This is a genomic window from Terribacillus halophilus (genome assembly GCF_900101385.1).
Lineage (GTDB): Bacteria > Bacillota > Bacilli > Bacillales > Amphibacillaceae > Terribacillus > Terribacillus halophilus.
The window spans coordinates 36484-49176 of record NZ_FMZB01000004.1; the positions used below are offsets into that span (position 1 = coordinate 36484).

Annotated in this window: 12 protein-coding genes; 10 read left to right on the forward strand and 2 right to left on the reverse strand. The window is 45.3% G+C overall.

Annotation, left to right across the window (positions count from 1 at the left end; translation table 11 throughout):
- The first annotated feature begins 156 nt into the window (after positions 1 to 156).
- Together fumC and BLQ53_RS08315 are read left to right on the forward strand one after the other, a co-directional pair.
- Complete coding sequence (gene fumC, locus BLQ53_RS08310) at positions 157 to 1542, forward strand: class II fumarate hydratase (protein WP_093726848.1); 1386 nt, start codon at positions 157 to 159, stop codon at positions 1540 to 1542.
- A gap of 87 nt (positions 1543 to 1629) precedes the next feature.
- Complete coding sequence (locus tag BLQ53_RS08315; RefSeq protein WP_093726849.1) at positions 1630 to 1830, forward strand: alpha/beta-type small acid-soluble spore protein; 201 nt, start codon at positions 1630 to 1632, stop codon at positions 1828 to 1830.
- Positions 1831 to 1878: 48 nt separating this feature from the next.
- On the opposite strand, the gene BLQ53_RS08320 is transcribed toward BLQ53_RS08315, so the two are convergent.
- Positions 1879 to 2760 (reverse strand): PucR family transcriptional regulator, encoded by an 882-nt coding sequence (locus BLQ53_RS08320; protein WP_170829622.1) that lies wholly within the window; start codon positions 2758 to 2760, stop codon positions 1879 to 1881.
- Positions 2761 to 2852: 92 nt separating this feature from the next.
- On the opposite strand from BLQ53_RS08320, the gene BLQ53_RS08325 reads away from it, so the two are divergent.
- The 8 genes from BLQ53_RS08325 (at position 2853) to BLQ53_RS08360 (ending at position 11756) form a co-directional block, all read left to right on the forward strand.
- Complete coding sequence (locus BLQ53_RS08325; protein ID WP_093726851.1) at positions 2853 to 3980, forward strand: DUF445 domain-containing protein; 1128 nt, start codon at positions 2853 to 2855, stop codon at positions 3978 to 3980.
- A 72-nt stretch (positions 3981 to 4052) separates the two neighbouring features.
- Positions 4053 to 4406, forward strand: a complete 354-nt coding sequence (locus BLQ53_RS08330; protein WP_093726852.1) for a YlbF/YmcA family competence regulator — start codon at positions 4053 to 4055, stop codon at positions 4404 to 4406.
- Between the two features lie 111 nt (positions 4407 to 4517).
- Positions 4518 to 5747 (forward strand): metallophosphoesterase family protein, encoded by a 1230-nt coding sequence (locus tag BLQ53_RS08335; protein WP_093726853.1) that lies wholly within the window; start codon positions 4518 to 4520, stop codon positions 5745 to 5747.
- A gap of 2 nt (positions 5748 to 5749) precedes the next feature.
- Positions 5750 to 8557, forward strand: a complete 2808-nt coding sequence (locus BLQ53_RS08340; protein ID WP_093726854.1) for an ATP-binding protein — start codon at positions 5750 to 5752, stop codon at positions 8555 to 8557.
- A gap of 86 nt (positions 8558 to 8643) precedes the next feature.
- On the forward strand, positions 8644 to 9192 hold the full coding sequence (locus BLQ53_RS08345; RefSeq protein WP_093726855.1) for a GbsR/MarR family transcriptional regulator: 549 nt from the start codon (positions 8644 to 8646) through the stop codon (positions 9190 to 9192).
- Positions 9193 to 9258: 66 nt separating this feature from the next.
- Positions 9259 to 10206 (forward strand): 3'-5' exoribonuclease YhaM, encoded by a 948-nt coding sequence (gene yhaM, locus BLQ53_RS08350; RefSeq protein ID WP_093726856.1) that lies wholly within the window; start codon positions 9259 to 9261, stop codon positions 10204 to 10206.
- 40 nt (positions 10207 to 10246) lie between these two features.
- On the forward strand, positions 10247 to 11512 hold the full coding sequence (locus tag BLQ53_RS08355) for an MDR family MFS transporter (RefSeq protein ID WP_093726857.1): 1266 nt from the start codon (positions 10247 to 10249) through the stop codon (positions 11510 to 11512).
- 64 nt (positions 11513 to 11576) lie between these two features.
- Positions 11577 to 11756: a sporulation YhaL family protein gene (locus tag BLQ53_RS08360; protein WP_170829623.1), complete on the forward strand. Its 180-nt coding sequence runs from the start codon at positions 11577 to 11579 to the stop codon at positions 11754 to 11756.
- Positions 11757 to 11799: 43 nt separating this feature from the next.
- Here BLQ53_RS08360 and BLQ53_RS08365 read toward each other — a convergent pair whose 3' ends face one another.
- Positions 11800 to 12678, reverse strand: coding sequence for a peptidylprolyl isomerase (locus tag BLQ53_RS08365; protein WP_093726858.1), 879 nt, complete (start codon positions 12676 to 12678; stop codon positions 11800 to 11802).
- Positions 12679 to 12693: the final 15 nt, after the last annotated feature.

A 12693-nucleotide genomic window follows, 5' to 3' on the forward strand; every position in this document is an offset into this window, starting at 1 on the left:
TAACATATTGGAAAGAGGAAAGGTAGCCAAAAATATTAAATTTTTTAAAAAATGAAAACATAACCAACCATCCGAAGATGAGAGCCACAAAAAAGCTGATAATTTGTTACAATATAGGTGCCTTATCAAATGAACAATGAGGAGAGGGGAAGTAAAATGGAATTTCGCATGGAAAAAGATACAATCGGAGAAATCCAAGTACCTGCAGATAAGTTTTGGGGAGCACAAACACAGCGCAGCAAGGAGAATTTTCCGATAGGTACAGAAAGAATGCCGAAGGAAATTGTATACGCTTTCGCTTTGCTGAAAAAAAGTGCTGCAAAAGCAAATCATGACTTAGGTTTGCTTGAGAAAGATAAAAGTGACGCTATTGGCTATGCTGCAGACCGGATTGCAAGCGGTGAGCTGGATGAACATTTTCCGCTAGTTGTGTGGCAGACAGGCAGCGGTACGCAATCCAATATGAATGTGAACGAAGTCATTGCTTTTGTCGGAAACGAGTGGCTGAAAGAACAAGGGAAAGAAGTACGCCTGCATCCGAATGATGACGTCAATAAATCACAAAGCTCAAATGACACTTACCCGACAGCTCTACATATAGCTGCTGTGACACAGCTTGAAGATACAGTACTACCTGCCTTGAGTAAGCTTAAAACAACATTGAAAGGTAAATCAGACGCCTATCAAGATATCGTGAAAATCGGCCGCACCCATTTACAAGATGCAACTCCGCTTACACTTGGCCAGGAAATAAGCGGCTGGCATCGCATGTTGGAAAAATCAGAACAAATGATCAAGACAAGCCTTCCATATGTACAGGAATTGGCAATCGGCGGAACAGCAGTTGGAACAGGTCTGAATGCGCATCCTGATTTTTCCGAAAAGGTTTGCCGGGAATTATCACTTGCAACGGGTAAAGAATTCCGTTCAGCTGCGAATAAATTCCACGCCCTGACAAGTCATGATGAGATCGTGTTTGCACATGGAGCGCTGAAAGGCCTTGCTGCAGATATGATGAAAATTGCCAATGATGTACGCTGGCTCGCTAGCGGACCACGCTGCGGCATTGGTGAAATAGAAATACCTGCCAATGAACCTGGTAGCTCGATCATGCCAGGCAAAGTGAATCCTACTCAGAGCGAAGCCGTAACCATGGTAGCAGTACAGGTAATGGGGAATGATGCAGCCATCGGTTTTGCAGCCAGCCAAGGGAATTTTGAGCTGAATGTGTTCAAACCGGTCATTGCCTATAATTTCATTCAATCTGCCCAGCTTCTGGCGGATAGTATGATTTCTTTTAATGATCGCTGTGCAGTCGGCCTCGAACCAAACCGAGAAAAAATCGCAAAAAACCTTCAGGATTCGCTGATGTTAGTGACTGCTTTGAATCCGCATATCGGTTATGAAAATGCGGCGAAGATTGCCAAGAAAGCATTCGCTGAGAATTCAACCTTGAAAGAAGCTGCGGTTGCAAGCGGATTGCTTACAGAAGAACAGTTCGATTCCTATATCAAGCCGGAGGAAATGACTTATCCGAAATGACTGCCATGATTGACCAGGAGTTCCAATAAGTAATCCTGATAAAAAACACCTTCCTGCCCAAACTAAAGGCATAGGAGGTGAACAAACATGGCGAACAACAACTCTAACCAATTGGTAGTACCAGGCGTACAACAAGCAATCGACCAAATGAAATTCGAAATCGCACAAGAGTTCGGTGTAACTCTAGGCGGTAACGAAACTTCTCGTGCTAACGGTTCTGTTGGCGGAGAGATCACAAAACGTCTTGTAGCTTCTGCTCAGTCTCAGCTTAACGGCGGTCAATTCTAATTTCATATCGATGGCAAGAGAGGCACCCACAAGCGGTGCCTCTTTCTTTTATGGAAGACTATGGATCGCCAAGTATAGGGCAAAGGCATCTTGGAATTTTCGAATGTCCAGCCCTGTTTTTTCTGTCAGCTTATCCAAACGGTAATTCAAGCTATTGCGATGTATGTACAGCTTCTTAGCGGTTAAGGTCAGGTTCTGGTTGCAAGCAAAATACATACGGACAGTCCGCAGCAGTTCATTATCCTCATCCAACCCTTGCAAGATATGCTGTGCGATATGCTGCCGATCACTTTTTGACAGCAGCGAATGCATTAATTGGGGAACCGTATCCTTAAAATAAAGTACATGGTTGGAAGCATGGGATGGAATCCGCTGGTATGCTTTAAGCAGCCATTCATATTGCTTCGCTGCATCTTCCACCGAAGGCAGCCAAGGACTGATGAATAGGCGAATGGAAGCTGATAAATCATACATAAGCATGTCGACGACTTCTTCATAATGAATAGGTTCTTTCTGACGGCTTTCGATAATCAGGCCTGTATGTTTTGTGAACCAGATAAATGCAAGCGGATTTTCGGTCAGATTATCCATCGCCTCCCTGAAGGATTCTGCTTTCGCTTGCCCTTCTATGTCGAAGAAAATGAAGCGGCATCCGTCCGCATAAAGCGGATTTTGGATCAATCCATCTGTCTTGGCTTCTTCATGGAGCAGCTGATACCAAGCTGTATCGGTGCTGTTTCCATTCGGTAAGCTTACTGGTGAGGCGATATGATGGAGCAAAGCGAGCTCGCGTTCGTTCAGCTCATCCGCAGGCAAACCAATAAATTCCCCATCCTCCATGCGGAACCAATGGTATCCATCTGTATCAAAGCCCTCAAAACTGTTTGTCTTCACGATGCTAGAAAATAATTTCTCCAGTTCTTCAAGCATGTATATTTCTCCCATCCGAAAATTCTGTTTCTTTGTGATTGGTGTTATTTGTATTATACTAAAACCGAAGTAAACAGAAAGGTCGATAAAACATGAATAGTGGAGATTTCTGGTTAATTTTATCTATGGCGCTTGTGGGAGCAGTAATAGGCGGAATCACAAATTACTTGGCGATAAAGATGCTGTTCAAGCCTCACCGCGCCATTTATATAGGAAAATGGCGGCTTCCCTTTACGCCAGGGCTGATTCCCAAACGCAGAAATGATTTGGCTCGGTCGCTAGGGAAAACAGTAGTGGATCATTTGCTTACACCTAAAGGGATGCAAGCGAGATTGATTGATGAAGGCTTCCAGATGAAGGTGAATGCCTGGGCCAAGCGGGAAGTGTTTCGATTCATCAGATCCGATCGTACACTCAGGCAGCTGCTGTCTGATTTGAATGTAACTGTCGATGCAGATGTTCTCCATACGAAGGCAGCTGCACGAATGAGCAGGCAAATGGAGAAACAGGCTGATAAAGAAATTGGGAGCTTATTGCCGCTTGAATTGAAGGAAAAGACAGATGATGCAGCTGGGCGGGCAGCTTATCATATTCAGCAGATGCTGCTTGCTTATGTGGACAGCTATGATGGCCGGCGGAAGATACAGGAGCTGGTTCACAGCTTCCTGCAAGGCAGGGGGTTTCTCGGAAGCATGCTATCTTCCTTTATGGACCCTGACAGCGCTGTCGATAAAATCCAGCCGGTGATCATGGAATCTGTCGGTGCTGAGGGCACTCATCGCTGGCTGCATCAGCTGCTCGCTGATGAAATGGATAAACTAATGAAAAAGAAAGTAGGCGAAGTGACTGGAACAATCGGTCAGGATATGGTGGATGACGCAATCCGACAGGTGCTAAGGCAATCGATACCATTTGATGAACTGCTCGACACGCCGATTCACGTGTATATGGAAAATATAGAGGATAAAGTAGTAGAAGAAAAACTGACATTTTTGGTACAGCGGACCCTCCGGCGTCTTGCTGATCAGGTGCCTGTCATTATGGAGCAATTGGAGCTGGCCAAGATGGTCGAAAAAGAAGTGGCCGGTTTTCCGCTCGAACGAGTCGAAGAGCTGGTACTGGCTATTTCCAATAAGGAATTTAAGCTGATTACGTATCTCGGTTTCCTCTTGGGCGGAATCGTTGGTATTTTCCAAGGAATCATTGCACTTTTTATCTGATGGCTTGAACTATACAGCGCTCTATCGGTTTGTTATAGTGGAACTTGAGTAAAAATGAGGAGGTACGTACCCATGGCTAATATGTACGATCATGCGTATGACTTAGAAAAAGCAATTCGTGAAAGTGAAGAATTCAAAGGCTTGAAAGCCGCTTATGATACGGTTATGAACGATGAATCTTCCAAGCAGATGTTCGAGAACTTCCGTAACATCCAGCTTGAATTGCAGCAAAAGCAAATGCAAGGACAGGAAATCACCGAAGAAGAAGTACAAAAAGCACAAAGCGTAGTGCAAGTTGTGCAGCAAAATGAACAGATTGCAAAACTAATGGAGCAGGAACAGCGTCTGAACATTGCAATCAACGATATCAGCCGTATCATCACGAAACCTTTGGAAGAGCTTTACGGACAGTCTGATATGCAGTAAGCATCAACCTCTTTGCCAATTGGCAAAGAGGTTTTCTTTTGTTTCAAACCGAACGTGCATTCGCAAGTCCGGCGTGCTACTATAGAAAGAAAGCACACGAAAGGAAAATACATGCAGACAAAAATAACATTCATCCATGCTGCCGACCTGCATTTGGACAGTCAAATGGAAGGATTGACTGCTGCACATCCCACTATGAAAAGTCGTCTGCAGGAAAGCACATTCCAATCTTTGAAAAAGCTTGTACAAAGTGCAATTGATAATAAAGTTGATTTCATCCTGCTGGCAGGGGATATTTTTGATTCCAACAGACAATCCTTAAAAGCACTCGTTGCTTTGCGTGAAGCCTGTAGGGAGCTGCAAAAGCATCGGATTGAAGTGTATATACAGTATGGTAACCACGATTTTACAGGAAAGCAGCCGATAATGAGCTATCCGGATAATGTACATATTTTCAAGACTGAAAAAGTGGAAACCTTCCTATATAAAAAGAACGGAGAGCCAGCAGCTGCCATTCATGGATTCAGCTATACAACCAGGCATATCAAATCAAGAAAAGTACAGGATTATAAAGCAAAAGGCGCAGGCATATACCAGATTGGAATGCTCCATGGCAGCATTGCCACGGGCGGTGCTGCGGATATCTATGCACCTTTCAGCATTGATGAGCTGAAACGCGCAGGCTTTGATTATTGGGCATTGGGACACATCCACAAGCGCGAAACATTGTCGGAGCAGCCGCCCATTGTCTATCCGGGCAATATTCAAGGCAGACATCGTAAAGAGACAGGGGAGAAGGGCTGTTACTTGGTGGAATTAATGGGGCAATCCTGTTCCTTGACTTTTGTACCTTTACAGGATTTACGATTTGAAGAAGTGGCATTTGACATCGAAGAAGGCTCGGCACTATATGAAGTGGAAAAGACGCTAATGGATCTTTGCCATAAATGGGAGAAAGCGTTCGGAGCGGCAGTTCTGCATGTGACCTTCCAAGGATTGGCGCATCAGTTGATCGGGTGGGAGCAGGAGGATAGGCTGGAAGAGCTGCTTGATATCGTAAATGAGCAGCAGCACAGCCTTGGCAGCCAGCTCGTATTGGCAAGCTATTCTGTCCAATCATCCCTCGAAGTGAAGCCCGAACAACTCGTTGCGCGCAGCGACTTTACAGCTGCATTGCTTACCGCTGCCTATCACCCGGATGAAATGAGAAAAAGTTTGGATGAGCTGATGAGAAATCGTCAGTTCCGCAAAATCAAGCAGTCCTATTCGGATGTCGAATTGCAGGAGATGTTAGAGGAAGCGAAACAACTGCTGCTCCTATCTTTATTGGAGGTCGAGTGAACATGCATATCATCGATGGACATATATATGATTTTGGTAAGCTGCATGACTATACCTTCGATTTCCAAGACAAATCGCTGATCATCATTCAAGGAGAAAATGAAGCTGGTAAATCGACTCTGAAATCATTTATCATTTATATATTATTCGGTATGCGCACACGTGAATTGGAGTCCTTTATACCGAGGACTGGCGGTATGCCGGGCGGAAGGCTCACACTTGGGTTTGCGGATGGAGAGGTCATCGTAGAGCGGATCCAGGATCGGCATAATGGACAGGCAGTATGCTATGTTGGAATGGAACAAAAGGATCAGCAATGGCTGGATGAGCGGCTTGGTGGCATGGATCCTTCGGTATTTCGTCAAGTATTCTTGCTGGATACAGAAATGCTTGTTTCCTTGCAGATGACAGACAAAGAGCAAATCGGTCAAGTTTTGCTCGATGCAGGTCAGACAGGTGCAGCTGCTATCCAAAAGTTAAAGAAGCAGCTGCAGCAGGATTTACAGCAGCTGTTTCGTCCTCAAGGAAGAAAGCCGAAAATAAACAGCATGCTGCATATGCTTCATGAACAAGAGCGTCTGGTACAAGAGCTGCAGCAAAAAGAGGCAGCTTATCTTCCAGATAAAGAAAAATTACAGGAGATACATGAAAAGATTGCTGCCTTGCAAACAAAGAAGGCGGCGCTTCGCGGCAAGATCAGCGTTCAAAACCAGCTACTGCAAGCCATTCCTTGGCAAAAGAAAGCAGCTTTTGCACAGGAGCAACTGCAGCAGATGGAATCTGTGGCAGTCTTCCCTGGCGAAGGTCTTGAACGGATGCAGGAAATCCAGCATCAGCTGCAGCCGCTGGAGGCACAATATCACGTTCACGAAAAGGAAATTGCTTCCATTCGACAAGAGCTGGAATCAACAGAAAAGCAGCTGATGAAAGAAGATGTGTACAAAGAGTTGTATGACCTAACTGTCAGAACGGACTGGACAGGCAGCGAGAAACGAATGCAGCAATTGAAGGAGGAATCCGTAAAACTGCGGAATCAAACAGCCAGCATTCGTTTAAGCTATCCTTATCCAGAAGATTTCTTTTTTGACGCTTATATGTCGGAAGCTGCTGAGGAATGGCGTCCGATGCAGGAAGAGATGATGATACTGCAAGCGGATAGTGAACGGACTCATCAAGCCATTGCTTCTAAGAGACAGGAGATAGAAAAAATCGATCATCTTCAGGAGCGTATCCAGCAGAGCTTGCTGTCAGAAAAAGAGTACCGGGAACTTCATACTCAACAAGATAAAAAGCATACAGCAAACGATTTTCGAATGGGAATTCTATCACCTATCAGCTTCTTGTTTGTTTTTGCATTGCTTTTGGGTGGTATTGGTATTGTAATGCTAAATTGGGTCTTGGTTGGCAGCGGAGTTTTTCTGATAGGTGGAGCGGCATTGTTTTGGATCCTCGGCCATACATCCTCGGGTTCCTCTTCTTACGCAGGGGAGAAGTTGACGGAACAGCAGGATTTAAGGGTCCGATGGCGGCAGTTGGAGGAGCAGCGACATCCATTGGAAATACAGCTTGTGGAAATACAGCAGGAACAGGCAACGCAGCTAAAGCAAAGAGAGAATTTACAGCGGATTGCAAATATATGGATGGAACGATTCCCTTGCTTGCAAGATATTCCGCTCGTCGATTGGCTGAAAGCAACTCAGGAATGGAAAACAAGAGAGCAGCTGGAACGTATGCTTGAAAGGACGGAGCAAGAGCTGGAAGAACAGCGGCATCATGATGAAAATGCTATTCATCAGCTCCAGGGAATCATAGGGCTGCCTTGCGATTTCTCTCAAAAGGAAACGATTGGACGGGCGGAATACGTACTCGAGACACAGCAAAAGCTAAGGCATGTATTGGAGCAGCTGTCAGTTCGGCAACGAGATATCGAGCATCACCTATTTGAACTTGACAAGCAGATAAAACCTTTACAGCAACAGAAGGAGCAATTGTATGCATTTGCGGGGGCCCAGAATGACAGTCAGTTTCTGCAGCTAGCTGAGCTGGACCGAAAAAAGAAGCAGCTTGTAGAAGAATTGGAGCACTATCGAATTCAGATCAAAGCCATTATGCCTGACGGGCGATCATTGGAAGAGGATATCGAATGCGAGCAGGAAATGGTGGAACAGCGGATTGCTAACTTTGAAATGGAGCACGAGAGCGTGGAAGAAGAGCTGGATAGATATCGGCAGCAAGCTGCGACATTGCAGGTCAAGCAGGCTGACCTCGAATCGGATACAGAGGCTTCGATAGCTTATCATGAAATGCAGCGCCAAAAGCAAGTGCTGACAGCTGCTGGACGAAAGTGGGCTGTCCGGAAGCTGGCTTATGACATGCTGCTCCAAACGAAGCGAACCTTTCAGGAAGAGAACTTCCCTAAAGTATTGAGTGAAGCGAGCAGACTTTTCTGTCAAGTGGCAGATACGTACAATGCTCTTACATTGTCTGATGAGGGTAAGCTGATCGTAAAAGACAGTTATAACAGGGAGATCGAGGTCGGGCAACTTTCCAGAGGAACGATCGAACAGCTTTATCTTTGTCTTCGGCTTGCCCTGTCACGGCATCTTGGTGTCCGGGAGAGCTTCCCCTTATTGATTGATGATGCATTCAGTCACACGGATCATACCAGAAGGGGGCGTTTTTTGCCTATACTTCAAGCCGCTGCAAATGTCCAGCAAATCATTTTGTTTACGTGGGAAGAACCGTCGCCTGAATGGTCCCGGGAATTCAAAATGCTCCAACTCGGAAAAACGCAGAAAACTAGTTCCTGATAGCGCTTTTGCATTCGCAAAAAGGTGACAATAATGGTAAACTGATTAAGATAAAATTGGATTATTGTAAGCTGGAGGGTCGGGCAGTGCCGAGTAATGAAGAAAATTGGGCTAAATACGAGGAAACGATCGAAAAGTTCATACAGGTCATTGCCAAGAATATGAATTTATATGGGATCACCTCATCCGTCGGCCGACTATATGGTGCGCTATATTTTGCGGATCGGCCAATGACGCTGGATGATATGAGAGATGCTTTGGAAATGAGTAAAACGAGCATGTCCACGGGTGTCAGGGCGTTAGCGGAAATGAAAATGGTGGAGCCGGCATATAAAAAAGGTATGCGGAAGGATCTATATAAATCGGAGGAAGACTGGTACAAATCTTTTACGTCACTCTTCGGGAATAAATGGGAGAAAAGCACCCAATCGAATTTAGAGGAAGCGGAGGAGACAATTGAAGAGCTAAAGCAACTGAGGGATACAGTAGATGATCCAGCATTGGCCGGGAAGATTGATAAAGATATTGACCGCCTACTATACGCGCGTGATTATTATACATGGCTGCTGCAGTTCATCAATGTGGTCGAATCAGGAGAGATATTCAAATACGTTCCAAAGCCGCCAAAGAGATAATGGGCGTTGGAGCATGATGCCCTTGCTAGCATAGTAAGGGCTGTATTTATGAGGGAGGAGAAAAGCATGAAAAAAGGAATCGGATATTTCCAAGTAGGGGATAAATTTGATGGCTTTCTGCTGATCAAACAAGCAGATAAAGCGATTGCCAGTAATGGAAAAGCTTTTTTGACTTTGATTCTGGGAGATGATACCGGAGATATCGAAGCGAAGTTTTGGGATGCATCACCTGCGGATGAGCAGCGATACCAAGCAGATCAAGTGATCAAAGTCCAAGGGGAGGTAAACGCATTCCGCGGTCGTCTGCAGCTTAAAATTCAAGCTATCCGGCTGACGGAACCAACTGATGGCGTGCATGCGCATGATTTCGTCAAGCGGGCTCCGCTGTCCAAGGAGCAGCTGCTGGAAGAACTGACATCATTCATTTTTGAGATGGAAAATCCGAATCTGCAGCGAATAACGCGGTATTTTTTGTCCAATCATCAAGAACAGCTGCTCGCTTACCCCGCGGCAGTACGCAATCATCACGAGTTCGTCTCCGGTCTTGCTTTCCATGTCGTTTCGATGCTAAGGATAGCCCGGGAATTAAAGAATCTTTACCCCGAGATCAATAAGGATTTGCTATATGCAGGAATCATCCTTCATGATATCGGTAAATTACGGGAATTGTCCGGGGCTACCAATCCTACCTACACGGTGGAAGGGAAACTGCTCGGTCATATTTCCATCATGTCAGATGAAATTGCCCAGGCTGCGAGGGAGCTGCAAATCGAAGCGGAGGAAGTGATGATTCTGCAGCATATGATTCTAAGTCACCATGGCAAAGGGGAATGGGGCAGTCCGAAGCCGCCGCTTGTCCGGGAAGCAGAGCTTCTGCATATGATCGATTTGATCGATGCGAAGATGAATACACTGCAGCGCGTGATGGATAAGGTAGCGCCGGGAGATTTTTCTGAACGTGTCTTTTCCTTAGAAAATCGCAGTTTCTATAAACCTGCATTCGAGCAGGAGTGACTGTTAAAAAGAGAGAAAACAATAGAATAGAGGAAATTAAATGAGATGGAAGGATTGGGATCGCAACCTGAAGATCCGTCTGCTTGGGGAAGCGATGATGCACTTTTTGTTCTGGGCCTACTTCCCGTTCATGACAATTTTCTTTCAGGACGCTTTTGGAAAGGACAGAGCCGGCTGGCTACTAATGCTATCACAAGGGCTATCCGTTCTGGCAAGTCTGGTAGGAGGATATTGTGCTGACCGCTTCGGCAGGAGAAAGATGATGAGTATTGCTGTTGCCGGACAATCCATCACTTTCCTGGTGTTTGCTTTTGCGAATTCACCATGGCTGACATCATCCGTCCTGACATTCGTTGCGTTCAGCTTCCTCGGTATTTGGAGTGCGCTGTATTGGCCGGCATCACATGCAATGGTGGCCGATGTAGTTGAAGAGAAACATCGAGCTTCCGTTTTCGCCGTTTTTTACACAAGTTTGAATATCGCCGTTGTGGTTGGTCCGTTAATCGGAACGGTATTATTTTACTCTTACCGTTTCCAAATGCTGCTGGCTGGTTTCTTGCTTACGGCACTGTTGTTTGCTATCATGCGAATCTTCATTCGGGAAACAGTGCCAGATAAAAGACAAGAAAAAGCCGACCATGCCACATGGTACAAAGCTGTGTGGAAAGAGCTGCAGACGTATCGTGTCATTGCGAGAGACAGGACATTCCTGCTGTTCATCGTCGCCGGCGTATTGATAGCACAAACATTCATGCAGCTGGATATCCTGATTGCTGTGTATACAAGCGAAGTCATCTCGAATCAGACTGTATTTGTGCTGGGTGATTTCCGGATCGAGGTGGATGGCAAACAGGCATTTTCACTTATTCTTGCGTTGAATGGATTATTGGTGGCCATATTTACCGTATTCACGACCAAGTTTGTCACGAAGTTCCGGATAGCCCGTGTATTCGTGGCCTCCAGCATCGCCTATGCTGGGGGGATTTTTTTGTACGGATTGACGGAAAGCTTCTGGGTCTTTATGATTGCCATCACCCTTTTTACAATTGGAGAGCTTATGGTAGTCGGTTTACAGGAAAGTTTTGTAGCATCGCTGGCAGCAGAAGAAAACAGGGGACAATACTTTTCAGCTGCAAGTCTGCGCTTCACGCTTGGGAAGCTGCTTGCACCGCTAAGCCTTGTTCTTGTTAGTTATATGAGTTATCAGTTCACATTCACTATCCTTGCGCTGTTAGCTCTGGTAAGTGCCTTCGTTTATCACGTGATGTTCAAACGTTTTCACAACGAACAGCGACAAGCCTCCTGATCCAAGTCATGAAACCTTGTCCAACGGCATAGATATTACACAACAAGGACAAGGGGGTATTACAATGCCGGACATTCCATTGTGGGTCATGCTTGCGTTCCTCTGCATGATCGGCAGCGGCTTCATGGCATTCCGGACGCAGCGGCATGACTATCAGACAGAGCAGCAATTCATCGAGCGGGAAGGAAATGTATATATGGAGCGTATCGAGGAAGAAAAAGCAAGACGCGCTGATAAAAAATAATGTAAAAGACCGAAACGTTAATCGTTTCGGTCTTTTACCATGATCAGCCGGAAGTTTTTGATGTCGAAGTCATATTATCGACCAAGTCTTTGTATTGGTCGATTTTGATATCAAAGTCTGCATCTTTCAGGATTTTGTTGATTTTTTCTTGCTGTTCAGCGGAGTCAACTTTCTGGATAGCTAGCTCAGTCTTGATTTGGTCGCGTTCATCATCAAGGGAACCGACTTCTTGTTCTGTATCACGAGTATCATCCAAGCGGATAATATGCCAGCCGAAGCTGGATTCTACCGGATCACTGATTTCACCTTTTTTCAAATTGTAAGCTGCATCTTCAAAGGCGGAATCCATTGACCCTGCAGTGAACCAATCCAAGGAGCCTTTATTTTCCACTGTGCCGGTATCTGTGGAATATTCTTCTACAAGATCATCCCATTTTTCACCGTCATCCAGCTTTTTCTTCACTTCTTTAGCCGTATCTTCATCAGCAACAAGGATATGACTTGCATTAAGATCTGTCTTCATATGATCATAACGAGTTTGGATTTCCTCATCGGAAACGTCGACACCGTCTGCAATTGCCTGCTGCTGAAGAAGGCTTGTTTTTACGGATTCACGGAAAGTATCTTCATCCGCGTAACCAGCTTGCTGCAGGACGGATTCGAATGAATCACCGTATTGGTCTTTCAATTTATCGACTTGTTCGTCAATTTGTTCGTCTTTGACATCATATTTATCGTCAAGGGCTTTTTCCAGAAGCATTGTCTGAAGCACTTGGGAACCGTATTTGTCACTCAGCTCCTGATAATAATCTTCTTTGGAAATATCCCCAGCTTTTGATTCTACCACTGTCTCACCGGAACCACATGCTGATAGGGCGACAACGCTTGTCGCGAATACTGCAGCGATAGCCAATTTCTTCATAAAAACAAACACTCC

Bases quoted from the DNA above. Each gene is read 5' to 3' on its own strand.
- fumC (WP_093726848.1), top strand. From the start codon at position 157: ATGGAATTTCGCATGGAAAAAGATACAATCGGAGAAATCCAAGTACCT.
- BLQ53_RS08330 (WP_093726852.1), top strand. From the start codon at position 4,053: ATGGCTAATATGTACGATCATGCGTATGACTTAGAAAAAGCAATTCGT.
- BLQ53_RS08335 (WP_093726853.1), top strand. From the start codon at position 4,518: ATGCAGACAAAAATAACATTCATCCATGCTGCCGACCTGCATTTGGAC.
- yhaM (WP_093726856.1), top strand. From the start codon at position 9,259: ATGAAAAAAGGAATCGGATATTTCCAAGTAGGGGATAAATTTGATGGC.
- BLQ53_RS08365 (WP_093726858.1), bottom strand. From the start codon at position 12,678: ATGAAGAAATTGGCTATCGCTGCAGTATTCGCGACAAGCGTTGTCGCC.
- BLQ53_RS08320 (WP_170829622.1), bottom strand. From the start codon at position 2,760: ATGCTTGAAGAACTGGAGAAATTATTTTCTAGCATCGTGAAGACAAAC.
- BLQ53_RS08355 (WP_093726857.1), top strand. From the start codon at position 10,247: ATGAGATGGAAGGATTGGGATCGCAACCTGAAGATCCGTCTGCTTGGG.
- BLQ53_RS08360 (WP_170829623.1), top strand. From the start codon at position 11,577: ATGCCGGACATTCCATTGTGGGTCATGCTTGCGTTCCTCTGCATGATC.
- BLQ53_RS08325 (WP_093726851.1), top strand. From the start codon at position 2,853: ATGAATAGTGGAGATTTCTGGTTAATTTTATCTATGGCGCTTGTGGGA.
- BLQ53_RS08315 (WP_093726849.1), top strand. From the start codon at position 1,630: ATGGCGAACAACAACTCTAACCAATTGGTAGTACCAGGCGTACAACAA.
- BLQ53_RS08340 (WP_093726854.1), top strand. From the start codon at position 5,750: ATGCATATCATCGATGGACATATATATGATTTTGGTAAGCTGCATGAC.